17 protein-coding genes and 1 pseudogene are annotated in these 24,524 nt (G+C 59.8%); 10 read left to right on the forward strand and 8 right to left on the reverse strand.

What is annotated here, in order from left to right:
* The first annotated feature begins 784 nt into the window (after positions 1 to 784).
* The 7 genes from AMK05_RS24650 to AMK05_RS24680 all read left to right on the forward strand — a co-directional run bounded on the left by AMK05_RS24650 (position 785) and on the right by AMK05_RS24680 (position 9,228).
* Positions 785 to 1,726 (forward strand): NAD(P)/FAD-dependent oxidoreductase, encoded by a 942-nt coding sequence (locus AMK05_RS24650; RefSeq protein ID WP_064841930.1) that lies wholly within the window; start codon positions 785 to 787, stop codon positions 1,724 to 1,726.
* Between the two features lie 236 nt (positions 1,727 to 1,962).
* Positions 1,963 to 3,504, forward strand: coding sequence for a UbiA family prenyltransferase (locus tag AMK05_RS24655; protein ID WP_082935742.1), 1,542 nt, complete (start codon positions 1,963 to 1,965; stop codon positions 3,502 to 3,504).
* 10 nt (positions 3,505 to 3,514) lie between these two features.
* Positions 3,515 to 3,949, forward strand: a complete 435-nt coding sequence (locus tag AMK05_RS24660; RefSeq protein ID WP_064841931.1) for a GtrA family protein — start codon at positions 3,515 to 3,517, stop codon at positions 3,947 to 3,949.
* Positions 3,950 to 3,954: 5 nt separating this feature from the next.
* Positions 3,955 to 5,277, forward strand: coding sequence for an FAD-binding oxidoreductase (locus AMK05_RS24665; protein ID WP_064841932.1), 1,323 nt, complete (start codon positions 3,955 to 3,957; stop codon positions 5,275 to 5,277).
* Entirely contained in the window at positions 5,274 to 6,023 is a 750-nt protein-coding gene (locus AMK05_RS24670; RefSeq protein WP_064841933.1) for an SDR family oxidoreductase, read from the forward strand. Before AMK05_RS24665 ends, AMK05_RS24670 begins: the two co-directional genes overlap by 4 nt.
* Positions 6,020 to 7,651 carry a hypothetical protein gene (locus AMK05_RS24675; protein WP_064841934.1) on the forward strand — a complete coding sequence of 544 codons (1,632 nt, stop codon included), beginning with the start codon at positions 6,020 to 6,022 and terminating at the stop codon, positions 7,649 to 7,651. Before AMK05_RS24670 ends, AMK05_RS24675 begins: the two co-directional genes overlap by 4 nt.
* Before the next feature lie 17 nt (positions 7,652 to 7,668).
* Positions 7,669 to 9,228 carry a hypothetical protein gene (locus tag AMK05_RS24680; RefSeq protein WP_237352240.1) on the forward strand — a complete coding sequence of 520 codons (1,560 nt, stop codon included), beginning with the start codon at positions 7,669 to 7,671 and terminating at the stop codon, positions 9,226 to 9,228.
* A 209-nt stretch (positions 9,229 to 9,437) separates the two neighbouring features.
* On the opposite strand, the gene AMK05_RS24685 is transcribed toward AMK05_RS24680, so the two are convergent.
* Complete coding sequence (locus AMK05_RS24685; protein WP_064841936.1) at positions 9,438 to 9,926, reverse strand: hypothetical protein; 489 nt, start codon at positions 9,924 to 9,926, stop codon at positions 9,438 to 9,440.
* A 493-nt stretch (positions 9,927 to 10,419) separates the two neighbouring features.
* On the opposite strand from AMK05_RS24685, the gene AMK05_RS24690 reads away from it, so the two are divergent.
* The 3 genes and pseudogenes from AMK05_RS24690 (at position 10,420) to AMK05_RS24700 (ending at position 15,874) form a co-directional block, all read left to right on the forward strand.
* A complete protein-coding gene (locus AMK05_RS24690) occupies positions 10,420 to 11,181 on the forward strand; it encodes an ImuA family protein (RefSeq protein WP_064841937.1) in 762 nt (253 codons plus the stop codon).
* On the forward strand, positions 11,102 to 12,616 hold the full coding sequence (locus tag AMK05_RS24695; RefSeq protein ID WP_082935734.1) for a Y-family DNA polymerase: 1,515 nt from the start codon (positions 11,102 to 11,104) through the stop codon (positions 12,614 to 12,616). Before AMK05_RS24690 ends, AMK05_RS24695 begins: the two co-directional genes overlap by 80 nt.
* Positions 12,616 to 15,874, forward strand: a pseudogene (locus AMK05_RS24700) (error-prone DNA polymerase). Before AMK05_RS24695 ends, AMK05_RS24700 begins: the two are co-directional and overlap by 1 nt.
* 568 nt (positions 15,875 to 16,442) lie before the next feature.
* On the opposite strand, the gene fcl reads toward AMK05_RS24700, so the two are convergent.
* The 7 genes from fcl to AMK05_RS33620 all read right to left on the reverse strand — a co-directional run bounded on the left by fcl (position 16,443) and on the right by AMK05_RS33620 (position 24,325).
* Entirely contained in the window at positions 16,443 to 17,513 is a 1,071-nt protein-coding gene (fcl, locus tag AMK05_RS24705) for a GDP-L-fucose synthase (protein ID WP_064841938.1), read from the reverse strand.
* A complete protein-coding gene (gmd, locus tag AMK05_RS24710; protein WP_064841939.1) occupies positions 17,506 to 18,609 on the reverse strand; it encodes a GDP-mannose 4,6-dehydratase in 1,104 nt (367 codons plus the stop codon). Before gmd ends, fcl begins: the two co-directional genes overlap by 8 nt.
* 97 nt (positions 18,610 to 18,706) lie before the next feature.
* Positions 18,707 to 20,911, reverse strand: coding sequence for a GumC family protein (locus AMK05_RS24715; RefSeq protein WP_064841940.1), 2,205 nt, complete (start codon positions 20,909 to 20,911; stop codon positions 18,707 to 18,709).
* Positions 20,908 to 22,050, reverse strand: coding sequence for a glycosyltransferase (locus AMK05_RS24720; RefSeq protein ID WP_064841941.1), 1,143 nt, complete (start codon positions 22,048 to 22,050; stop codon positions 20,908 to 20,910). Before AMK05_RS24720 ends, AMK05_RS24715 begins: the two co-directional genes overlap by 4 nt.
* A complete protein-coding gene (locus AMK05_RS24725) occupies positions 22,044 to 23,144 on the reverse strand; it encodes a glycosyltransferase family 4 protein (RefSeq protein ID WP_064841942.1) in 1,101 nt (366 codons plus the stop codon). Before AMK05_RS24725 ends, AMK05_RS24720 begins: the two co-directional genes overlap by 7 nt.
* On the reverse strand, positions 23,141 to 24,091 hold the full coding sequence (locus AMK05_RS24730; RefSeq protein ID WP_064841943.1) for a glycosyltransferase family 2 protein: 951 nt from the start codon (positions 24,089 to 24,091) through the stop codon (positions 23,141 to 23,143). The genes AMK05_RS24725 and AMK05_RS24730 overlap by 4 nt, the downstream gene beginning before the upstream one ends.
* Before the next feature lie 9 nt (positions 24,092 to 24,100).
* Complete coding sequence (locus AMK05_RS33620) at positions 24,101 to 24,325, reverse strand: hypothetical protein (RefSeq protein ID WP_082935743.1); 225 nt, start codon at positions 24,323 to 24,325, stop codon at positions 24,101 to 24,103.
* Between the last annotated feature and the right edge of the window lie 199 nt (positions 24,326 to 24,524).

Here is a 24,524-nt window from a genome sequence, read left to right on the forward strand (position 1 = left end):
GATGCCTCGGTTCTGCGCCGAACTTCCAGCCGCCCAAGGCGTTCTCATTCTGTGGAAACCTTCTATCAGAGACACTGAGCGGACGGCGGCACCGCGACGATCAGAGCCACGTTCGAGACGTGATGGTTCAGCACGGTAGCCTCACTCGGCCGCTGACATCGGCGCTAGTCGAGCAGACGATAATAGTCGCTCCCCGACCTGAATATAGCGACCTGAAATCTTCTGGAGCGGATGCGCGGGCTGAATCTGGCGCCTCCCAAACCTACCCTCAATACAGGGATTCTGAGGTTATCATGTTCCCGTGGCAAACTGCACAAGGTGCAAACCCCTCGAAAAGGCCGATCTCGCTTTGTGTCAGAGGGTGTTCTACCACCTCGTTGCCGCTAGACGGATCAAATCGGAAGCGGAGCGCGAGGAACTGGCCAATCGAATTCTTCAGTCGTTTCGACATGGGGTGAAAGATGAGGACGCTCTGGTGCGGTTGCTGATGTAAAGCTCGCAAGAGTGGGAACTTATTTACAAGCGGTGAGTTCGACGGGCGGATGCGGGTCCCTTCTTCCCCCATCCGCCTTTCCACTGAATATCATTGCCCCGCAAAACTTGCGGGGCTTTTTTTGATCGATAAATCGACTTCCAGTCCGTCCATGTTGATCAAGCGTGAAGCATCCGAACCTTCGATGGGCGAGGCATGCATTCGCCTGGATGCGCAGCGTTCGATTGCGACCACCGGCGCCGGAACCGTGACGTCTCGTCGAGGTTGGAGGGCTGCAAAGGAGTTCCAGCGATGACAGCTACGCCGGCAATACTGGACGCGATGGTGATAGGTGCCGGGCCGGCAGGCATGGCGGCCGCCATTTACCTGGCACGGCTAAACCGCAGCGTTGTCGTCATCGATTCAGGCCACAGCCGTGCACTGCTTATCCCGCTCTCGCGAAATCATCCGGCCTTTCCCGAAGGCATCGAAGGGCGCGAGCTATCGAGACGCATGAAAACGCAGCTGCAGAACCTGGGTGTCGAGATCGTGCGGGAAGCCGTATCTCTGGTCGAGCGGGAAGGTAACTCCGGCTTCATCGCGGGACTTGAAGAAGACCGGCACATGCGCGCCAAAAACATCATCCTGGCGACGGGTGTCGAAGATCGATTGCCGCCTATCAGCGAAGCGACTGATTTCGTTCGGTCAGGACATATTCGCCTCTGCCCGATTTGCGACGGCTATGAGATTGCTGGAAGATCCACGGTGGTGATTGGCGCGACACAGCGAGCGGCGTCAGAAGCCCTTTTCCTTAAATCGTTCACGAAAAAGATCACCATCGCGACACTCGGTGAAAGACTGGATGTGGAAGACGCTACGTTGGCTCGGTTGATCGAGCACGGTGTCACCATCCGTGGCGAGAAGCTGGTGCACTGCTTTCGTTCGGTGAACGGAACCGTTGATCTCATCATGAAGGCCTCGGCCGCGTTGCAAGGGGTGGTCCTATATTCGGCGTTAGGGATAGCCCCGCGTTCACAGCTCGCCGAACAGCTGGGGGCAGAGTTGGAGCAGGACAGGCGCATAAAGGTTGACCCACATCAGACGACCCAGGTCCCGGGCCTCTATGCAGTTGGCGATGTCGTGACCGGCCTTAATCAACTGGGTGTGGCCATGGCGCAAGGGGAGATAGCAGCGGTCGCAGTGCATAACCACCTACGGCAACTGCAAGAAGACCATAACCCGCTTGTCGGGTGAGCAGGAGTTCGGCCAGGGCTTGTCCCCGACGCTGACGACCATGCTCGGCGGCACCAGATCGAAATGCCGCCTTTTTGCGAGACACCGGTTTCCCGGAAAGTCTCAGCATGTCCGTGCGGGGAGCCCCTGCGGGGCATCTCTCGCGAACGCCGGAAAGCCCCGCGTCTTGGATAATGGAACTAACCGTCTTGGCCGTGGTTCGAGGGGTTCCTGAGGTTCAAGCAGAGGGGGTTCCTTTGAGCGAGCTGCATCGTGAGTTCCTCCTGCAAAGAGAGTTTCCGCCAGAACTCCGGGAGGATGACCGCCTTGAGCCAACGCACGCGTCGCCATCGGCGGTCGGTTCCGAAGCCCTTGAAACGTTACTGCAGCCTTGTCCGTTGGTGGTCGATCTCGACGGCACTCTCGTACGATCAGATCTCCTGATCGAAACCGCATTCGCCGAACTCGGTCGTCACCCTCACTCGGCTGTGGCTCTGGTCAAGGCTGTGTGCCGCGGAAAGGCCTGCCTGAAGCACCGTCTTTCGCAACCAGCTGATTTCGATCCCGCTTTCCTTCCGTATGACGAGGAGGTCGTGAAGGTAATACGGGCCGCAAGAGAGGAAGGACGGTCCATCTATCTCGCGTCCGCGAGCCATGAGCGTCTCGTTGCCGCAGTCGCCAAACATCTCGGCCTTTTCGACGGCTGGTTTGCAACCAGCGAAACAACAAATTGCGCGGCCGATGTCAAAGCGGGAAAACTCATAGCCGCTTTCGGAAAAAGCGGATTTGACTACATCGGGAACGACGCGGCAGACCTTCCTGTTTGGCGTTATGCCGCCAAATCCTATGCGATACGAACTCCGCCCGCGGTCGCACAAAAACTCGCGCTACAGTGCGCTGACGTCCAATATCTCCCCTATGAAAAAGCGACCTGGCGCACCTGGGCGCGGCTGTTGCGTTTGCATCAGTACGTCAAGAACGGGCTTGTCTTTATCCCGCTGCTGATAAATCAGCTCTTCGATGTCAACAGCTTTGTCAGCACCGGTCTGGCTTTCCTCGCATTCTCACTTTGTGCTTCCGGCGTCTATATCCTCAATGATCTGGTGGATCTCCAGGACGACCGCGGCCATCGCACGAAATGCCGCAGGCCTCTTGCGTGCGGTGACATTCCGCTTTCGGACGCCATTGCCGTCATTCCAATCCTCCTTCTCCTATCGCTCACGGTCGCCGTCATGGTGACGCCGGGGTTCGTTCTTGTTTTGGGGGGATATTTTGCGTTGACCACCGCCTATTCGTTTTTCTTCAAGCGCAGGATGATCCTGGATGTCGTGGCTCTCGCGTCTCTCTATACGACCCGGGTGATCGGCGGGGCGGCCGCCGTCTCGGTTTGGCCGTCGCCCTGGCTCTTGGCGTTCATGATGAGCTGGTTTCTCTCGCTCGCTTTGGTCAAACGATACACCGAGCTGATCGGGCGCCGCGCTGCGCGCCTGCCGGACTCCAAGGGCCGGGACTACAGGAAGGCCGACATCGGCATGGTGGGTGCCCTGGCAGCGGGCGCCGGGATGAATGCGCTGACGCTGTTTGCCCTCTACGCCGCGAGCGAAAACGCGCAAGACATCTTTGCGCGGCCGGGAATGTTATGGCTCGTGGGCCCGATCCTCGCCTGCTGGATCGCGCGCATTCTCATGCTCGCCCACCGCGGCCAGATGCATGATGATCCGGTTGTCTTTGCCATCAAGGATAAAGTCAGTCTCGCGACACTCGGGGCCGCCAGCCTATTCGTCTTGGCCGCGATGTGAGGTGGTCATCATGGATTCGCAGTTCCAGCAGCGAAGCACCACCACCACCGGCGTCGCGGTCCGCTATGTCGCCTTCGCGGTGCTCTCCACCGCCGCCAATTTCTTTGTCCAGGCAATCGTTCTCCAAATGGCGCCTCGGTGCGGCCTGATGCCATCGATCCTCGCGGGCACCGCCGCCGGCTTTGCCCTGAAATACGTTCTCGATAAAAACTGGATATTCTTCGACCGTTACACCTCTCATCGCGACGAGGTGTCGAAGGTCGTACTGTATGGCTTGTTCAGCGTGCTGACGACGCTCATATTCTGGGGGTTCGAAATCGCCTTCTGGACAATCTGGAAGACGGAGCTTGCCAAATTTACCGGTGGCGCGATCGGCCTGGGGATTGGCTATATCGCGAAATACGCTCTCGACCGAAAATTCGTCTTCAAGCCAAGGGAGGCGTAGCGACGATGGAGGGCTGGGGACGCTATCCGCGTCATGAGAGCGAGGTATTGCACTGCCGGGTTCCGGAGGCCCTAGGCAGGTTTGTGGCATCGCGTCCAGGTTTGATCGCTCGTGGCAATGGCCGCTCCTATGGTGACGCTGCGATCGGCGAGAATTCGACCTTGATGTGCGGTGGATTGAACCGGATGAAAAGCTTCGATGCCGCCGATCGCGTCCTCACCGCAGAGGGCGGCGTCATGCTTTCCGACGTCCTGCGCTCGCTGGTGCCCCGGGGCTGTTTTCCGCCGGTGGTTCCGGGCACGAAGTTCGTGACGATCGGGGGGATGGTTGCGTCAGATGTTCACGGAAAGAATCATCATTGCGATGGCGGATTCGGCGATCACGTCAACGAACTGAAATTGGTGACCGCCAACGGCGAAATCCTCACGTGTAGCCGCTCGCAGAACGCGGAGCTTTTTTCAGCGACGGTCGGCGGGATGGGCCTGACTGGAGTAATTGCTGAAGCAACCTTTCGCTTGAGACAGATTGAGACCGGCTGGATTGCGCAGAAGACGACCGTAGCCGAGAACCTCGCCGAAGCATTAAAAGCGTTGCGGCAATCGGAGGAGGCGACCTACTCGGTGGCTTGGATCGATTGTCTGTCGAAAGGCGCTTCGCTCGGACGGTCTTTGATTTTTGCGGGTGAGCACGCGACACCGGATCAGGTCAGGGAGACGCTAAGGGCCGATCTCTTTCCCTCGCCGAACAGCGCAGCCCTTACCCTGCCGCTCGATATGCCGGCTTGGCTCTTGAACAAGGCGAGCGTATCCGCCTTCAATGAGCTTTACTTCCGGGCCGGTATCCGCAAGTCGGCCAAGCCCATGTTGGTCCATTGGGATAATTACTTCTTCCCTCTCGACCGCATCCTTCGATGGAACAGATTGTACGGCAAACGAGGCTTCATCCAGCATCAATGCGTGGTACCGGATGCTGACGCGCTCCAGGTCCTCTCGAGCATCCTCGACCGTTTTGCGCAGTCGGGCAAAGGCTCCTTTCTTGCCGTGCTGAAAAGGCTGCGAGGCAGTGCGGGTCTGCTTTCTTTTGCTGCGCCGGGCTATACGCTCGCGCTCGACCTCCCAGCCACGCAGGAGGTGTTGCGGCTGCTCGACGAAATCGATGAGCTGGTTGTCAAGGCAGGGGGGCGTCTCTATCTGGCCAAAGATGCGCGCCAGTCCCGCCTTACGTTCGAATGCGGTTACCCCAGACTGGACGCGTTCAAAGTACTGCGAAGAGCAACCGGAGCCGACCGTCGTTTCAATTCGCGTTTGGCAAAAAGGCTCGGCATATGAAGCGGATCGGCAAGACACTGCTCATGATCGGGGCGACCTCTGATATAGGCCGTGCGACGGCAAGCTATTATGGCGAGGCAGGCTGGGACATCCATTTGGCCGGACGGGCGCACGCGGCCGTCCAACGTGAAGCCAACGACATCGCTACGCGCACGGGCGCATCTGTCACGGTTCATGAGCTGGATATCCTCCAGACGGCTCGTTTCGAGGCCTTCCTCGGCGCCCTGTCACCTTTGCCTGACACGGTGATCTGCGTCGTCGGCGAACTTGGTGAGCAGTCTCGGGCTGAAAAGGAGCTCGAATACGCCGCCATGGTCATGCGGACAAACTTCGAGGGGCCGGCTTTGCTCCTCGGTCTGCTGGCTGAGCGATTTGCGGCGCGCGGATCGGGCACGATCGTGGGAACAAGCTCTGTCGCCGGCGATCGCGGACGGGCGTCGAACTACGTGTATGGCGCCGCCAAAGCCGGCTTGACCGCGTTCTTGTCCGGCCTGAGGAACAGGCTGTCCCGTTCGGGGGTGCGCGTGTTGACCGTGAAGCCAGGCTTTGTTCGCACGCGGATGACGGACGGAATGAGGCTTCCGTCGCTTCTTACGGCCGAACCGCAGGAGGTGGCGCAAAAGATCTTCGCGGTCGCCGAGGGCGGTAGCCGCAGTGACGTGGTCTACGTCAGGGGGATATGGCGACCGCTCATGACGGTAATCAGGTCAATCCCTGAGTCCATCTTCAAGAGGTTGCGGCTGTGACGAAACCCACCAATCAGGCCGCCTACGCAATCGGAGCCAGAGGTGGTGCCCACAGACGATCCGCAGCCTGGGTACGGCGGTTCCTGTCGGCGGAACTTGCAATCATCGTCGTCGCCCTGGCCTGTGCAGCCATGCTCGCACTGCCGGGCAGGACCATCAATGCCGCCTTCATCAATGACGTTCTGATCTTTATCGACGGCGCGCATCGCATCGCCTGGGGTCAGGTGCCGAACCGAGATTTCCACACGGCGCTCGGGCCACTCGTCTTTTACATTCCGGCTGCGGGATACTTTCTGTCCGGAAATTTTGGAGCTGCCGTACCACTGGGGATGGCGATCGTGCTCGTCGCTTTCATCCCCGCGATGATCCGCATCCTTGTGTCGCGTCTGGACACGTCTTTGGCCGCCGCACTCGGGATATTCCTTGTTCTCATTCTTGCAGCTCCGATCAATCTTGGCAGCTCCATCTGGTATCCTTCCTTCGCGATGTTCTATAACCGCATCGGTTGGGCCGCTCTCGGCCTGTTGCTGGTCATGTATCTGGCACCGCAGTCATCTAGCAGGCGCAATGATAGTGCCGATGCTCTCGCAGCTGCCTTTCTTCTGCTTGTCTCGTTCTACACCAAGGTGACCTACGGTCTTGCGGGCACCGGGATGATCCTCATCATTTTGTCGGATCGGCAGCAACGCCGCTGGGGCGTGACGGCTCTGCTGCTGACGGGACTGGCGATGGTCGCCATCGAGTTCTTCTGGCGCGGAACTGCCCAGCACATCGAGGATCTGCGGGCGGCCGCCCGCGTCAGCGGTGGTCATGATGTCGGCAGCATTCTGAAAAATTTGCGCGAAAATATATCCGATCTCGCCGTATTCGCTGCCGTCGCTTCGCTCGCCATCTGGCAAAGCCGCAGCCTGCGAGATCTTTTCTTCTGTGGGTTTTGCTTAGGGGCGGGCGTCGCGCTCATCAATCAGAACGCCCACAGCTGGGGCATCATCACGCTCTATTGCGGGGCAACCGCGCTGGCCCAGAAGACGCCCTGGCTTCAACCGGGCCATGACGGCGGACCAGCAGGACGCTCAGCTCGTGCTGCGGGCGTCCTGCCGCTAATGGTTATCCTGTTCCTGTTGCCTCCGATCGTGCACCACAGCGCGGCCCTCGTCCTGCATACGGCCCTCGCGGCGGAGAAGGCGGGGCAGCCTCTCGGGCTGCCGCGATTTGCTGATGTCCGGGAAGTTGATCCGCCTGGCGGGGAGCCCGATTTCATCAGGCGCTACCTTGATGACATTGTCAGCGGTGGTGCGCTTCTCCAGTCTTTGCCGGTTCAAGCCGAAAGAGTTTTTGTCCTGGATTTCGCAAACCCATTTTCGGCCGGACTCGGCATTCGCCCGCCCGCCGGCGATACTGCCTGGCTTCACTGGAACCGCAACATCAATCAAAGGTCTTACATCCCGCCGGACGTGCTCTTTGCCGACGTCAGGATCGTCATGGTGCCAAAGACAGGTATCAACAGCCTGCCGCTGCAGGAGCTATATGGCCCGTTCCTTTCGGCGAACTTCGATGTGGTGCGGAAGACATCCGAATGGACGGTTTACCAATGGCGCCAGGCAAAGGCGCAAAGTGAGGCACGGTGACACAAGCATCGAGGGCGATGACGGAGAAAGATACACCGCGACCCGCCGTTAAGTTGAACTGGTGGTGTGCCGTTGTCCCCAGCATCGGATTGTTTCTTGCCGCCTTCCTGGCTCTGCCCGGCGCGACGGTCACAACCAAATACGTCAATGACCTTTTCGTTTTCCTTGATGGTGCCTATCGGATTGCGGCAGGGCAGGTGCCGAACGTTGATTTCCATACGTCTCTCGGGCCGCTCACATTCTATATCCCGGCGGTCGGTTACGCTTTGTCCGGTAGCATGGGGGCGGCGATGCCAGTGGGAATGTCTCTGCTGATCCTCCTATTTTCGCTTGTAGCCGCAGCAATCGTCGGCAGCCGGATGCATTGGGCGATTGGGCTGCCGCTGGCAACCTGTCTGCTTCTGGTGCTCGCGGCTCCTGCAAACCCTGGCGAACGGATCGGGGAACTCAGCTTTGCCATGTTCTACAACCGGATCGGCTGGGCGTCACTCAGTTTGCTGCTGGTTATGTACCTGCGCCGGTTGCCAGGCGCCTCAAACCGCAAAGGCGCGGACGCCACGTGCGCCAGCTTCCTCGTGCTGCTGATGCTTTACACGAAGATCACATATGGAGTGGTGGGCGTCGCTTTTCTGATGTTCATGCTCTTTGACCGGCGCCAGATCGGCTGGGTGGCGCTCGCGTTTGGGATCATCGCTGCCAGCATCCTCGCGACGGAGACGCTCTGGGGCGGAGGGGTCAACTACCTCCTCGACATCAGTCTTGCGGGGAAGAACAGCGGCGGTCTCCCGACGATGACGGCTATCGGTCACGTGGTACGGAGTAACTTCGTCGACCTTCTTGCTTACCTGGCTGTCGCCGTCATCCTTCTCATCCTGACGCCAACCTATCGGCATCTGCTCTTCGTGGGGTTCTGCATCACAACCGGGATCCTCCTGATCTCGCAGAACTTCCAATTCTTTGGGATTGTGACGCTTGGCGCGACCGCTGCCGTGTTGTCGGCATGTTTCTTTCGCGCAGAGCTTCCTTCCCGGTATGGAAGAGCGCGGATCGCCCTGCCGCTACTCTTAGCATTCCTGCTCACCCCGGCTGCGGTTGGTAATGCTGCGTCACTTGCCATCCATGCCTATTATGCCGCTGGCGGGCGAGGCGACGCTATTCCGCTGCCCGCCTTCTCCGGGGTCCGCCTGGTGAAGATGTGGAGCGCCGGCCAATATGAATATTTCCAGGACTACAACCGAACGCTTGCCGACGCGTCGGCGGCTCTTTCGCAACTGGATGGGAAATCTCAGCGTGTCGCCGTTCTGGACTTCGTCAATCCATTTTCCGCCGGGCTGCGACTGACGCCGCCGGCCGGCGACAGTGTCTGGTATCATTGGGGGCGCACTCTTGGGCAGGAATATCATCCGGCGGCGGAAAAGATGTTTGCCGACGTGGACTTGATCCTCGATCCGAAGTGGCCCATCGAAATCTGGACAGGGAACGGCATGCGGGACATCTATGCGCATTATATAGCCCGCCACTATGACCTCGTGCGGGAGACGGCGGATTGGCGCATTTATGGCAAAAAAGCTCCCTAAGCTGGAGCAGATCGTCGTACGCGTGAAATGAACCTGGCAGTGCAGGAGGAGCGGCGGAATTCGCTTCATCACTCATTTCGCTGCGGACGCCAAAAACGGAAGATTCTAAGACGGCGGGCCGTGCGAAATATTTCGCTCGCGTCTTGGCAGCCCCTGCTCGAAACGGCGCGTCTTGCCTGTCATGATTTTGCGGTGCGGCACGCGGATGGTTAGCGCCACGCCTCAATGAGAAATCCCGACGATCCTTCAACGGGATCGGTAGCGGGTAAGGGTACTGCCGATATTTTGGACAGCATGTCGCTTGAAGCAGCCGATGTTTGAATGTCGGCATCCTGGCCGTCAGGGTAGGCGCCGATAACTCGGAAGTCAGCGGAGCAGCCGAGGTTTTGATGGCCTGTGCCGGCTGGCAATACCAAACAATCTCCCGCCGCCACCGCCAGCGCCTGGCCGTCTGGGCCGCCAATCAGCAGCGTTGCGGTACCACGGGCGATTCCCAGCACTTCATGGGCGCCGGAGTGGAAGTGCTGGTAGTCGAACACACCGTTTGCCCAGATGCCTGTCCAGCCGTTCGCCGCGAAGCGTCCTTGGAAATCAATAGCCCCATCGTTGGCTACCAGTCCCCGGTAAAGCAATACAGGAAGGCGAGGATTGTTCGGGACCCAGTCGCTCGGCTGGAAAATTATTGTCTCGGTCTCCATGCGGAACTCCCAATTTTATTCATCGAGTGGCGCGACGACCCTGCCGCTAAGCCAGATGCTGATGTCCAACGATTTCGACGTGGTTACTATCGAACTCCGCCATAGTTTAACAAAACTAACTTTGGCAGGCTCCAGCAGTTCCCTGTTCCAGCAAGTTGATCCCTGACCGGATGCCTTTGCTCGGTCTGCCGGGGCTCAAAAAGGCGGGCAGCTTTTAGCCGTACCCGACCACGCAGGATATCTTCGAGGAATTGGAGCGGCGCGGCATGCAGATATATTGATCGCGGCCAGCCGGGAGGTCGGACGCTCCCAGCTGCGATCCAAAAAAAATTTCAATCCGGTCATCGAGTTGAATCCGCTCGGGAAATCCGCTGGTTACATCGATGCGCACAACTTAAGCGCGTTGAGTGCGCATTGACTCGTTGTCGGCTTGAGAACAAATAGAGAACATAACTGCACCTCTCAAGTAGAAACCGGTGCTCCGAAGGAGATCATGCCTACATCAGCCGCCATTTCGAATGCTGTTCTGGATGAGTTGCGCGAGAAAATCGCCAGCCTGGAAGGTGCCGGTTCGCGCCGCCGCAGCGTCCTGCCGTTCGGTGTTGGTGAGATCGATGCGCAGCTGCCGGGAGGTGGCCTGGCCTTCGGTGCGCTGCACGAAGTCGCCGGCGGCGGAAACGGTGCCATCGACGGCGCGGCTGCGGCGCTCTTCATTGGCGGCATCGCTGCCCGCACCACCGGCAAGGTGGTCTGGTGTGTCACCCGCTTCGATCTGTTCTTTCCAGCACTTGCCCAGGTCGGACTTCACCCCGATCGCGTCATCTTCGTCGAATGCGACAAGGAAGAGACGGTGCTCGCAAGCTTCGAAGAGGCTTTGCGCTATGGCGGCCTCGGCGCCGTCGTCGCCGAGCTGGTGCGCCTGCCGATGACGGCATCGCGCCGGCTGCAGCTTGCGGCGGAAAAGTCCGGCACATTGGGTCTGGTGATCCGCCGATGGCGGCGCCAGACGGAAGCCTCCGATTTCGGCATCCCGACGGCCGCGGCGACCCGCTGGCGGATCTCGGTGCTGCCGTCCGAGCCGCTGCCCGTGCCGGGCCTCGGCCGCGCGCGCTGGCTGGCGGAACTCATGCGGGTCAGGGCTGGCGAGAGAGGGGAATTCACTATCGGAGCATGTGATGGCCAGGGTCGTATCTGTCTTTCTTCCGACGCTGCCGACCGACCGGATCAGACGCGCCGATCCTTCGCTCAATCGTGACACGCCGCTGGTGGTGATCGCCAGGAGTGGGTCCAAACGATGGGTGGCGGCGGCCGATCAGGCCGCTGCCAAACTGGGCTTGCGCGTCGGCATGCCGGCCGCCAAGGCGCAGGCGCTGGTCCAAGGGTTGACGATGATCGATGCCGATCCGGCGGCCGACATCGCGACACTTGAACGGCTGACGCTTTGGGCCCTGTCGCAATATTCTCCCGTCGTTGCCATGGATCCCCCTGATGGCATCGTCATGGACACCGAGGGCGCCGACCATCTGCAGGGCGGCGAGGACCTGATGCTCTCCGGTCTCGTCAACCGCTTCCGCGGCCGCGGTCTCGCCGCGCGCGCGGCGATCGCCGATACGTGGGGTGCGGCGCATGCGCTCGTCCGATCCACGGATCGCCAGACTGTTATCATCCCGCGCGGCGCGACCGCCAAAGCGGTCAATCGTCTGCCGCTGTCGTCGCTGCGGCTGCCGGCCGAGATCGTCGGGAGCCTCAGAACCCTCGGCTTCGCCACAATAGGCGATCTGGCAGTGACGCCGCGGGCGCCGCTGACGCTGCGTTTCGGCCGGGAAGTCGGACGGCGCCTCGATCAGATGTTCGGCCGGCTCGCCGAGCCCATCGACCCGATCCGGCCGGCGGATCTCGTCGAGGTCCAAAAATCCTTTGCCGAACCGATCGGCGCACCGGAGACGATCGAGAAATATGTGGGCCGCCTGGTGCGGCAGCTTTGTCTGGAGCTCGAGAAACGAGGCCTTGGCGTGCGGCGCGCCGACCTCATCGTCCACCGCGTCGACAACACAATCCAGTCGCTTCGGGCGGGCACCGCCAAGCCCGCCCGAGATATCGCCTGGCTGACAAAACTTTTCCGCGACCGGATCGAGAAGATCGAGCCGGGCTTCGGCATCGAGAAGCTGAGCCTCGCGGCAATCGTCGCCGAACCGCTCGTTGAGGCGCAGTCGGCTTCCTCCCTGATCGAAGAACAGGTGACCGACGTGACGCCGCTCATCGACGTGCTGGGAAACCGCGGCGGTCAGCGGATTTTCCGTGTCGCGCCGGTGGCAAGCGATGTCCCTGAGCGCAGTGTCCGGCGGATCGCACCGACGGCCGACGAAATCGGCGCCACCTGGCCGCTGCATTGGCCGCGGCCGTCGCGGCTCTTGCCGCACCCGGAAGCGATCAAGGTGATTGCGCTTCTGCCCGATCATCCGCCGGTTTCCTTTACCTGGCGTGGCAACCGGCGCCGGGTGAAGCGCGCCGACGGCCCGGAGCGGATTTTCGGAGAGTGGTGGCAGAGCAGCTCCGAATGGGTCGCGGTTCGAGACTATTTCGTCGTCGAGGATGATGCCGGTGAGCGCTTCTGGATTTTCCGCTCCGGCGATGGCGTCGACGCCGACACTGGATCGCACCAATGGTTCCTGCACGGGGTGTTTGCCTGATGCGCTACGCCGAACTGCAGGTCACCACGCATTTCTCCTTCCTTCGCGGCGCAAGCTCGGCCGAAGAACTCTTTGCGACCGCCAAGCTGATGGGCATCGAGGCGCTCGGGATCGTCGACCGCAACAGCCTGGCGGGCATTGTTCGGGCGCTCGAAGCTTCCCGCGCCACCGGCCTGCGGCTCGTCGTCGGTTGCCGGCTCGATCTCGCCGACGGCATGTCGATCCTCGTCTATCCCACCGACCGCACCGCCTATTCGCGGCTGACGCGGCTTTTGACCTTGGGCAAGGGCCGCGGCGGCAAAGCCAACTGCATCCTGCATCTCGAGGATGTACTATTGCGAAGGCCTGATCGGCATCCTGGTCCCGGATATGCCGGACGATGGCTGCGCCGTGCAGTTGAGGAAGATGGGTGAGGTTTTCGGCGACCGCGCCTATGTCTCGCTCTGTCTGCGCCGGCGGCCGAACGATCAGCTACGGCTGCACGAGCTGTCGAACCTGGCGGCGCAGCACCGGGTGAAGACGGTCGTCACCAATGACGTCCTGTTTCATGAGCCCGGCCGGCGACAGCTGCAGGATGTCGTCACCTGCATTCGCACTGGCACCACCATCGACGATGTTGGCTTCGAGCGCGAGCGGCATGCGGACCGCTACCTGAAGCCGCCGGAAGAAATGGCGCGTCTGTTTCCCCGCTATCCGGAAGCGCTGGCACGCTCGAAGGAAATCGTCGAGCGCTGCAGGTTCAGTCTGGAGGAGCTCGTCTATCAATATCCCGAAGAAGCGCTGATCCCGGGCATGACGGCACAACAGTCGCTGGAGCATTACACCTGGGAGGGCGTTACGACGCGCTATCCGGAAGGGCTGCCGGCGCATGTCGAAAAGACGATCCGTCACGAGCTGTCCCTGATCGAGACCATGAAATACGCCCCTTATTTTTTGACGGTCTTCTCGATCGTCCGCTATGCCCGATCGCAGGGCATTCTCTGCCAGGGCAGGGGATCGGCCGCGAATTCCGCAGTCTGCTATGTGCTCGGCATCACCTCGATCGATCCTGATACCAATAATCTCCTCTTCGAGCGCTTCGTCAGCCAGGAGCGCGACGAGCCGCCCGACATCGATGTCGACTTCGAACATGAGAGGCGAGAGGAGGTGATCCAATGGATCTACAAGACCTACGGCCATGACAAGGCAGCCCTCTGCTCTACCGTGACCCGCTATCGCGCCAAGGGCGCCATTCGCGATGTCGGCAAGGCGCTCGGCCTGCCCGAGGACCTGATCAAGGCGCTTTCCGCCGGCATCTGGTCCTGGTCGGAAACCGTCGGCGAGAGCCAGGTGCGGGCCCTCGGCCTCAATCCGGAGGATCGGCGTCTCGCCTTGACGCTCCGGCTTTCCCAGCAGTTGATGGGAGCACCGCGGCATCTCGGCCAGCACCCGGGTGGATTTGTCCTGACCCACGACAGGCTGGATCATCTTGTGCCGATCGAACCGGCGGCGATGGCCGATCGCCAGGTGATCGAATGGGATAAGGATGACGTCGAGGCGCTCAAAATGATGAAGGTCGATGTCTTGGCCTTGGGCATGTTGACCTGCATGGCCAAAGCCTTTGCCCTCATTGGCGCCCACAAGCATCAGGAACTCGACCTCGCCGCCATCCCGCAGGAAGACCCGGCCACCTATGCGATGATCTGCAAGGCCGACACGCTTGGCACCTTCCAGATCGAGAGCCGGGCGCAGATGTCGATGCTCCCGCGGATGAAGCCGGAGACCTTCTATGACCTCGTCATCCAGGTGGCGATCGTCCGGCCCGGACCGATCCAGGGTGACATGGTCCATCCGTATCTGCGCCGCCGCGAGGGCAAGGAAAAGGTCGAGTATCCGACGCCCGAACTGGAGGCGGTCTTGCACAGGACGCTGGGCGTGCCTCTGTTTCAAGAGTCGGCGATGAAGATCGCGATGGTCTGTGCCGGTTTCACGGGCGGCGAAGCCGACCAGCTTCGGAAATCCATGGCGACGTTCAAGTTCACCGGCGGCGTCAGCAGGTTTGAGGACAAGCTCGTTTCCGGCATGATCCGCAACGGCTATTCACCGGAGTTTGCCAAGCGCACCTTCGGCCAATTGGAAGGCTTCGGCTCCTACGGTTTCCCCGAAAGCCATGCTGCCAGTTTCGCGCTGATCGCCTATGCCAGCAGCTACATCAAATGCCATTTCCCGGATGTCTTCTGCGCGGCTCTCCTGAACTCGCAGCCGATGGGTTTTTATGCCCCGGCCCAGATCGTAGCAGATGCGAGGAAACACGGCGTCGAGGTGCGACCGGTCTGCATCAATCGCTCGCGTTGGGACTGCACGCTGGAGGAGGTCGAAGGCACTGACCGCCATGCGGTGCGGCTCGGCATGCGGCTGGTGCGCGGATTGGCAACCGCTGACGCAGCCCGCATTGTTGCCGCGCGCGGCGACGAACCCTTCGCTTCGGTCGACGACCTGTGGCGCCGGTCGGGCGTGCCGGCCGCTTCCCTTGTCGAGCTTGCCGAGGCAGATGCGTTCCTGCCATCCTTGCGATTCGAACGACGCGATGCGCTCTGGGCGATCAAGGCGCTGCGCGACGAGCCGTTGCCTCTCTTCACGGCCGCGGCCGAACGCGAAGCGCGGGCGATCGCCGAGCAGCAGGAGCCGGACGTCGAACTCAGGCAGATGACCGAGGGGCATAACGTCGTCGAGGATTACAGTCACGTCGGGCTGACACTGCGGGAGCACCCTTTGCGATTCCTGCGGGCCAATCTCGCCAAGCGCCGGATCGTCACCTGTGCCGAGGCGATGACGGCGCGCGACGGCCAGTGGCTGATGGCGGCCGGGCTGGTGCTGGTGCGGCAACGGCCGGGTTCGGCCAAGGGCGTGATGTTCATCACCATCGAGGACGAGACCGGCATTGCCAATGTCGTCGTCTGGCCGAAGCTGTTCGAGCGCTCGCGCCGCGTGGTGCTCGGCGCCAGCATAATGGCGATCAACGGCAGGATCCAGCGCGAAGGTGAGGTGGTTCACCTGGTCGCGCAGCAGCTGTTCGATTTATCGGGTGATCTGTCAGGGCTTGCGGGGCGCGACGGCACGTTTCATCCGCCGACCGGGCGCGGTGACGAGTTCGCCCATGGTTCGCCGGGCAGCCCGGATTCGCGCGAAAAAGCGCCTCCGCGGGTTCGGGCAAGGGACATGTTCACGCCGGATCTTCATATCGATACGCTGAAGGTGAAATCCAGGAATTTTCAGTAAATTGGCTGCTGGTTGCGCATTTCGCACCCAGCACCCCTCCCTTGAGCGTTGCAATTGAGTGGCTCCTCCTGATCAAGCGGGCTCTTTCGTCCTGCGAGGTCTGTGCTAAGGTCCGCAGACATATTCTCCCGTCCGGGTAGCAAAGCACCAAACCGTAAAAATGACGAAGGTTCCCACAGGACGTCAGCCGATGGTGTGCCATACGCGCGATGAGAATATTTTTGGAGCAGGCGCGAGCAGACGGCGCGTCAGGACCGGCCGGAATTCAGCCTACTCCGCTTGGATCAGCAAATAGTCGCGCCTGTCAACTATATTGCAGCGCTGGTCATTCCGCCAACTCAATAGGAGGTAATCTCACCGAGACATCCGGGCGGATTATCTGTGTAATAGGGCGACAAGCGATATCGGTATCTCGACCGCGAAAAAATCCATGGCCGCACCGATAATCACCGCCCACACGACTATCAGGAAAATGAGCGCTGCAATCCTGATTTCGACTGGTTGCACTATCTGCCCCATCCCAGCATATGCGTCCCCCGGACAAATTTTTATCCCTCGGGCAAGTTCGCTATGCGCGAGGATGATGTGCGACCGTAGAGAGCGGCGGCGCATGCAGCGCGGAAGTCTCGGCTCTCTCGAAACTGATGTCGTTTTGATCGGTCAAGTCGCTGGATGTAGCCCCGTTACTGCGTTCGAGATAACGACCATCCAGGAAGGAGCGGTAGGCGTCGGCGATGCCCTCCTTCAGACCGATCTTGGGAGACCAGCCGAGAGAGCGAAGCTTGTCGACGTTCAAGAGTTTACGTGGCGTGCCATCCGGCTTGGTGGGGTCGCGTTTGATCTTGCCTTCGAAGCCAACGACCTGGGAGACGAGGTGTGCCAATTCGAGGATGGCAATGTCTTCGCCGGAACCCACGTTCACATGACTGTCGGCGGAATAGGTCTTCATGAGATGCAGGCAGGCGTCGGCACAATCGTCAACATGCAGGAATTCGCGCCGCGGCGTGCCGGTGCCCCAGATGCATATCTCCTGCTGCCGGTTGATCTTGGCCTCATGCGCCTTGCGTATGAGCGCCGGCATGACATGGCTTGAGCCGAGGTCAAAATTATCCTCCGGACCATAAAGATTGGTCGGCATAGCCGAGATGAAATCGTTACCGTGCTGCTTGCGATAGGCATGACAGAGCTTCAATCCGGCAATTTTGGCGATCGCATACCATTCATTCGTGGGCTCAAGCGATCCCGTCAGAAGCGAGTCCTCCACGATCGGCTGGTCGGCGAATTTCGGGTAGATGCAGGACGAACCCAGAAACATCAGTTTTTCGACGTGAGCTTTATGGGCGGCGTGGATGACGTTGGCTTGGAGAATCAGATTGTCGTAAAGGAAGTCGGCCGGATAGGTAGCGTTCGCGAGAATGCCGCCGACCCTCGCAGCAGCCAGGAAGACCGCGTCGGGACGATTCCTGCTCATCCAGGCTTCCACCTGGTCTTGACGTCTGAGGTCGAGTTCGGCGCGGGTGGCCGTCAAAATCTCGCAGCCCTCGGAAGCGAGACGCCGCACGATCGCAGAGCCCACCATGCCGCGGTGGCCCGCGACATAGACCCTTTTTCCGGCAAGGCTGTAGATCACCTCAGGCATAAGCAAACCCTTTGGTGACGCCGACCGACGGAACGTTTCTTGCCATGACTTTCAGGTCCTCGCGAACCATCTCCGCAACCAGCTGGTCGAGACTGGTCTCATGTTTCCAGCCAAGCTTGGTGTGCGCCTTCGTCGGATCACCGATCAGAAGATCGACTTCAGTCGGACGGAAGTAAGCGGGATCGATCTCCACGACACATCGACCGGATGTCTTGTCGTATCCCTTTTCATCAACCCCGCTCCCACGCCAATCGATCGACATGCCCACCTTGGCAAAGGCCTTGTCGACAAAGGAGCGAACCGAGTGCGTTTCGCCGGTCGCAAGCACATAGTCCTCCGGTTCGTCCTGTTGCAGCATCAGCCACATGCCGCGGACATATTCTCGTGCATGTCCCCAATCGCGCTTGGCATCCAGATTGCCGAGATAGAGCCTTTCCTGCAGTCCAAGGTGGATCGCCGCCGCCGCCCGGGTGATTTTACGCGTCACGAATGTCTCGCCGCGGATCGGGCTTTCGTGATTGAACAAAATGCCGTTCGAGGCGTGCATGCCATAGGCCTCGCGATAATTGACCACAATCCAATAGGCGTAGAGCTTGGCCGCCGCATAGGGGGATCGCGGGTAAAAAGGCGTCGTTTCGCTCTGCGGGACTTCCTGGACCTTGCCGTAGAGCTCCGAGGTGGACGCTTGATAGAAGCGGGTCTTCTTGGTCAGCCCCAGGAGGCGAATGGCTTCGAGCAGCCGAAGGGTGCCGGTTCCATCCGCGTTTGCTGTATATTCCGGCGTCTCGAAAGAGACTTGAACGTGGCTTTGTGCGGCGAGATTGTAAATCTCGTCCGGCTGCGTTTCCTGAACGACACGGATGAGATTCGTTGAATCGGTCATGTCGCCGAAATGCAGGATAAAGCGAGGGCTCTCGCTGTGGGGATCCTCGTAGAGATGCTCGATGCGACTGGTGTTGAAGGACGATGAGCGACGCTTGAGGCCGTGAACGATATAGCCCTTCTCCAGGAGCATTTCGGCCAGATACGCACCGTCCTGGCCTGTTATGCCCGTGATGAGCGCAACTTTTCGGTTCTCTCTCATTCCCGTATCCATGGTTCCTCCAACTCTGGTTACTAATGCAAAAGAAACTTATGCTGCGTGGTTTGCGCGAATAAGAATGTTGAGCGTATAAGCCTCGTTATCGATGTATTCATGCTTTGAAATTGTAGTATTTCATCAGGGATTTCGAAAACAGCTCGGAGTCACTGAAATTATACAGTGCATGCTTTTCGGGGTTGACGCTGTTGATCGCCACAACGATGTCCGAATTCCGCGCGCTTTTCATTTGCTGCAGGCTGAACTCGACCGCGCGGCGGCTCGTCTTTCCCCATCTAGCGATTGCCAGTGTTCTTTCCGCCAGGGCAGTCAAATGCACAGTATCTGTCGAGGCGAGCACCGGCGCGCTGTCGAAGATGACAATCTGGCCGGCCGCGCCCGCCGTCTCGATGATTTCTGCCAAGCCGTTCGGACGGACGCGCCGCTGGAGACTGAATTTCCCAGATGGAATGAAATCGATGCCGCTTGGATGGTGGTAGACGATGTCGCGGAAATCGGCCTGACCATTGAGGAACTCGTTCAGTCCGTAGGTTAGCCCCGATCTGAAAAACGTATCGAGTTTTCCCCGTCGAAGGTCGCCATCGACCAGCAGCACCGGAATAGCAGCTGCGGCAAGTTCCATAGCGAGCGATCGCGCAACAAGCGACTTGCCGTCTCCGCTGTGAGCCGACGTAACGACGAGACTGTTCGGCAACTTGCCACCATTGGACTGCTTGAGTGAAAGCATCACGGTACGGATGGCTTCGTCGAACATCGGTACCGGCATATGTGCGAATATCGTCTTTGAATTTTCCCTCCGCGCCAGACGCGGGATAAGTCCAGCCGGTATCGTGCGCCCAATTCCAGCGAGCTGGTCGAAACTGCGAACCGACCGGTCCCACATCTCGATCATGAAAGCGGTCGTCACGGCTGCCGAGATCACAGCCATGAGTGTGGCCACCAGATAGAAAAGCCGTCCACGCCCCTGTGGCACGAGCGGCACCGAAGCCGGTGAGAAAACCTCCAGTTCCGCACCCGGCAACATGGCTTTGGCGGCAAGGTCACGGCGCTGGTCCTCGAGCTTGTCGAGTGACGCTTGCTCCTTTTCGGCAATACGCTGCAGTCGCGTCAATTCCGTCTGGGCCAGGGCATCGCGTGTGCGTTTTTCCTGAGCGACAGCCAGGATGGATTGCACTGCGTTGGCTTCATGATCAAGGGCGGCGAGCTTGGCGCGCATTGCCAGAAGATATTGCTTGGTCGCATGGTCGAGATCAATACGGGATTGTTCGATCTTTCTGCGCAAATCCACCACGGCCTCGGCATTGCCGTCATATGTCTCAAGCAGACGGGTGAGATCTTGCTCTTGTGCGTGAAGATCGCGCTGCTTTGCGGTGATGCTATCGGGGACAATGATATTCTGCACCGCAATCGATGCGTTATCCGTTGCTTCAAGCGCTGAAATCGTCGCCTTTACCTCAACTCGGCTTTCCTCGATTTTGCCTTCGCGGCCGGTGAGTTCCAGGAGTGTTTTGATCCGTTCATCCTGAGCGTCCTCTTTCGAGACGATGTCCATCGATTCCTGGTAGTTCCGAGCAGCGTCGCGAGCAATATCCGCGCGAGTCTGCTGTCCGGTAATGCGCTGCCGGATCCATTCTTCCGCTGAGACGAGGCGCGCACGAACACTACCCTTCCGCTCGTCGAGGTAAATGTTGACGAGCCGGTTCGGAACTGCGGCCGCGAGTTCAGCATCACTCGCAGTGAAGCTGATCTGTATAACTTCACTCTTGTCTTCGTGCCACACACCAAGCGCCTGATAATATTCCGGCATGGTGGCTTCGATGCCATCCCCCACCGGCAAAGCGGGTTTTCTGGCGTCGAACAGGCCTCGCAACGTCGCCCGGATTCTCTCTATGAACGAGATCTTCCGCAGCGCCGGATTGAACTCCGGCAGCTTGTTGAGCTGCATTTCGCGGACGACCCGCTCCGAGATACTCCTGGATAAAAGTCGCTCGTTCTCCGATTTCACATCCAGTGCATCACCGCGGCTGATATCGTCCGCACCAAGTGATGTCGCGAGAGGCTGATGAACAATCAATCGGGCCCAGGCCTGATAGGTGGGTTTCAACCCGGAGATCATACTCGCCGCGGGCACCATGAGTAGCACGGTTATTGCGATGATCATGATCATTCTTCGCCTGATGAGACCGAAGATGGAGGCCAAATCGAACCGGTCTGCTTTGGTCTCAACCTGAAAGCGAGGATCATAGCGCATGGGCGAGATCGAAAGGTTGCGGTCTGGCGGAAGAGTGGAAATCGTCATCGTGCGCCAACCATTGCCTGAGTTTTCGCGGAAACGGTTTCGTAAAGTTTCTCGAGCGACCGCATATAGGCTCTCATGCTGAAATGGTTGAGGTAGTGCGTGCGCCCTTGGACCGAGAGGCGGATGCAGGTTTCCGGATCAGTCACCAGTTTCGCCAGGGCTGCAGCCAGGGCATTCGGGTCTCCGACGGGTACGAAGACGCCGGTCTCGCCGTCGGTGATGACTTCGTCATGCGCCCCGACACGTGTGGTGACGACGGCGAGCCCGTGGGACAGCCCTTCGAGCACGGCCATTGCCAGACCTTCGGCGTGCGAAGGCAGGACCAGAATATCTGCGCGCGCACAGAGCGCTCGCGCCTCGCCGGCGTCGAGCCAGCCGGGCATCTCTACCAGACCGGACAACGTCATGGCGTCAGCCTGACGGCGATAATCCTCGACAGGTCCGTCGCCTGCCAATACGGCCCGCCACTGGAGTTCCCTCATGACCGGGTGGCTGAGGGCCAACAGGAGTTCGGTGACACCCTTGCGTTCGCTCAACCGGCCAAGGAAAACGATCAACGGTGTCTGGCCGACGCGAATATCGTGCGCCCCGGGATCGGGGACGCAATTATGGGCAATGACCGTGCGGCGCTCGTCAACGCCTAGAAGTGTCGTCAGCGTTATTTGATCGCGCCGGCCCAGCGCCACAACGCAATCGGCATTCTGAAACATCCGACGTATGAGCCGTTGTTGGCGCGGCGAGCGTTGCTCAAAGTCGCCGGCGTAGTCGTAGTCGTGAAGGTGCAACATGTGGCAGCACCCGAACAATCGGGCAGCCTCGGTCAGGATCAGTTTTCGCGACGTGCTGCCGCGGCCGGCGATATGGATATGGTGAATGCGCTCGGGTGCAACGATCCGGTCCTTTGCCATCGTCAGGATGGCGCCGATGAGGCGCGCCGGCGACGTCCATTTGGACCATCGAGACCCTCTCGTATCGGTGACGAAATGTTTCGTGCCGGTCTCTTTCGCCGTCTCCGTTATATAGCCGACCAACCTGCCAATGCCGCCGCCGTTCTCGCAGCCGCCCGGAACATAGTGGCGGACGCTAGCCGCGCTCCGTGCCGCCAGCCGATTTCTGTCCGTGAGGGCGTCCATCAGCATGACCCCACAACCTCCCTATAAACGGCCGCGGCCTGGCCGCCGACCCGTTCAGGCGAATTCGGTCCTTTGGCCCATTCGAGCGCGTTGGCACCGAACCTGTTTCTAAGCGCGCCGTTGTCTGCCAATGTCCTGATGGCTGCCGCGAGCTCTTTGGCATTTCCGGGAGGGACCACCATTCCCAACCCGTTAGGCTGAACGGTGCCACCCAACTCGCCGACATCCGTAACGATGACCGGTTTGCCAAACGCGGCTGCAAGGTTGAGCACGCCGCTTTGGGATGCTTCCGTATAGGGAAGCACAACAATATCAGTGTCGAGGAAAAGCTGGGCGACCTCCGCATCCTCGATGAAACGGTTGCGAATATCGTAGCGGCCGGCATCGCCCATGAGCGGCTGGAATATCCGCGGGTCGTCGCCACGGCCTGCGACCGTGATGCGCAGGTTGGGAAGCGCGTCCTTGAGCATCGCTTCGGCCCGGATCAGATGTTCCAGGCCCTTGTAGGCAAAAATCCGGCCGAAGAGCAGGACGCGGATGGTTCCATCCGCTGGCCGCGGCGTCATTTTCCGTTGCCGGGCGAGTTCCGCATAGCGAAGGATGGCGGGATGCGACAGGACATGGACACAGTCCGGTGATTTTGAATATCGATCGAGGACCAGCCGCTTCAGTCCCTCACCGTGGACGACAAGATGTCCGGATTGTTTCACTATCAATTCCGGAGCCCAGTCGGGCAGCGTACGCGTGTCGGAATCGCCGGGATGGATTTCCACGTCATGGATGGTCGTCACAAGCGGGATCGGACGCCAGAACGGCACGGCGAGGTTCAGCCAAAGTGTGGAATTGCTGAGGAGATGAATGAGGTTCGGCCGTTCCCGCCGGATCAGCCGCGTAAGCTGGTAGAGAAACCAGGGATTGGAGAGAGAACGGTGTCTCGGCCAGTCCAGAAGGTGCAGGTCAACGGCCGGATCGAAGGAAGAGGCGAGATGTGCATACCGCCTTCGCGGCACGGCAAGCACGACGTCCAGGTGCCGGGCAACGCCGCTAGCGAAGGAGATGGTATAGTCTTCCAGTTCGGAAACCAATAACAGCGCCTTCATTTCGCTGCCTCCGACAAGCCTACATCAAGACCGAGCCGTGACAGGCGGTACGCCGAGCGCAAACTGTCGCGCGTCCGCCTGAGCAGGTTCGGTTCACCGGCAAAGAAGAGGCCCCCGACGGCAAGCTTGAACCGGCTGAGAGCATCGGCGCCGTGTAGCTTCGCCGACGCGACGCGGTAGGGGTAATGATCCGCCAGATGCAGCCTTGCTGGCAGTTCATGGGCTGAAAGAAACAGGTTGGTTGCCTCAACGGTATGCCGCCAGTGCGTCATCCGCCTCCTTAGCGTCGAGGCATCCTCGGTCGAGCGATACCAGTTGTTATTGTGGATGCGGTAGAATCCAAGGGGATCCGGCATGGCAATCACGTCCCCCAGAAACGGGTAGATCCCCACCAGCCAAGCATCGGCCGATATCCGGAACTGTTCTGGAATGCTGCCCGCAGCATCCCATGCGCTTCGCCGTACCGCGACGGCTGACGTCATCGGAAAAGGCCACCAACCAGCCGATCTGGCGAGCCGCGACGACAAAGCGCCCGAACACAGGGTTCGAGGAATCGGCTTGGACGTTGGCGTGCCATCAACAAGCGTCGGTTGCAGGCGGTGATAGACCAGCGATGCTCGGGGATTGGCACGGAACGCTGCAGCCGTCGCCGACAGCTTGCCCGGCGCCCACCAGTCGTCGGCATCCAGAAAACAGAGGATCTCGCCCGAGCTTGATCCGACTGCGGTATTGATCGCAGCCGCCTGTCCTGCGTTCTCCTGAAAGATCACCTTTACGCGGCTGTCATACGCCTGCAGAACAGACCGCGACTGATCGGTCGAGCCGTCATCAACGACGATGATCTCGACGTTGCGTGCGTCTTGGCTCAACACGCTGTCGATAGCCCGCCCGACAAAGCGGGCGTAGTTGTAATTATTGATGAGGACACTGAGGGGCGGCCGCTCCATGACGCGCTCTCAGGCGGGTTGCCGCGATGCACCGCTACGCAGCGCAAAGTTGCTAAGGAAGCCGACCTTTCCGCAGCCATTGCGGTTTGGAGCATCGGTGATGTTGATATTTAAAATAGCGTGTCGGCCGAACCGCATCTCGCGCAGAGCCGATAAGATCGCCGCTGACAACGCCACGACGAGTAGAGCGCCCGTCGTGTTGCATAGAGAACTAGGATCATAACGCAGGAACATAGCAATCCTAACCTTCCAGGCTTCGACTGCAGAGAAAGTCTCTGTCAGAATTGTTGCCTCATTGCAGTGGAGCCGCGGCTTACCCCACCACGCTCCATAAGACATTCTTCGCCACGGTACCGATGAACGGACAAGCGCAACATCTGCTCTTAAGGGCAATTGGCGGACATGAAGGCCCGTCTTTTGGGTAAATGCCGGC

Source organism: Rhizobium sp. N324 (assembly GCF_001664485.1).
In the GTDB taxonomy this organism is placed as follows: domain Bacteria; phylum Pseudomonadota; class Alphaproteobacteria; order Rhizobiales; family Rhizobiaceae; genus Rhizobium.

Coding starts and splice junctions, on each gene's coding strand:
- AMK05_RS24650 (WP_064841930.1), top strand. CDS start 785: ATGACAGCTACGCCGGCAATACTGGACGCGATGGTGATAGGTGCCGGG.
- AMK05_RS24660 (WP_064841931.1), top strand. CDS start 3,515: ATGGATTCGCAGTTCCAGCAGCGAAGCACCACCACCACCGGCGTCGCG.
- AMK05_RS24665 (WP_064841932.1), top strand. CDS start 3,955: ATGGAGGGCTGGGGACGCTATCCGCGTCATGAGAGCGAGGTATTGCAC.
- AMK05_RS24670 (WP_064841933.1), top strand. CDS start 5,274: ATGAAGCGGATCGGCAAGACACTGCTCATGATCGGGGCGACCTCTGAT.
- AMK05_RS24680 (WP_237352240.1), top strand. CDS start 7,669: ATGACGGAGAAAGATACACCGCGACCCGCCGTTAAGTTGAACTGGTGG.
- AMK05_RS24685 (WP_064841936.1), bottom strand. CDS start 9,926: ATGGAGACCGAGACAATAATTTTCCAGCCGAGCGACTGGGTCCCGAAC.
- AMK05_RS24690 (WP_064841937.1), top strand. CDS start 10,420: ATGCCTACATCAGCCGCCATTTCGAATGCTGTTCTGGATGAGTTGCGC.
- AMK05_RS24695 (WP_082935734.1), top strand. CDS start 11,102: ATGGCCAGGGTCGTATCTGTCTTTCTTCCGACGCTGCCGACCGACCGG.
- fcl (WP_064841938.1), bottom strand. CDS start 17,513: ATGCCTGAGGTGATCTACAGCCTTGCCGGAAAAAGGGTCTATGTCGCG.
- gmd (WP_064841939.1), bottom strand. CDS start 18,609: ATGGATACGGGAATGAGAGAGAACCGAAAAGTTGCGCTCATCACGGGC.
- AMK05_RS24715 (WP_064841940.1), bottom strand. CDS start 20,911: ATGACGATTTCCACTCTTCCGCCAGACCGCAACCTTTCGATCTCGCCC.
- AMK05_RS24720 (WP_064841941.1), bottom strand. CDS start 22,050: ATGCTGATGGACGCCCTCACGGACAGAAATCGGCTGGCGGCACGGAGC.
- AMK05_RS24725 (WP_064841942.1), bottom strand. CDS start 23,144: ATGAAGGCGCTGTTATTGGTTTCCGAACTGGAAGACTATACCATCTCC.
- AMK05_RS24730 (WP_064841943.1), bottom strand. CDS start 24,091: ATGGAGCGGCCGCCCCTCAGTGTCCTCATCAATAATTACAACTACGCC.
- AMK05_RS33620 (WP_082935743.1), bottom strand. CDS start 24,325: ATGTTCCTGCGTTATGATCCTAGTTCTCTATGCAACACGACGGGCGCT.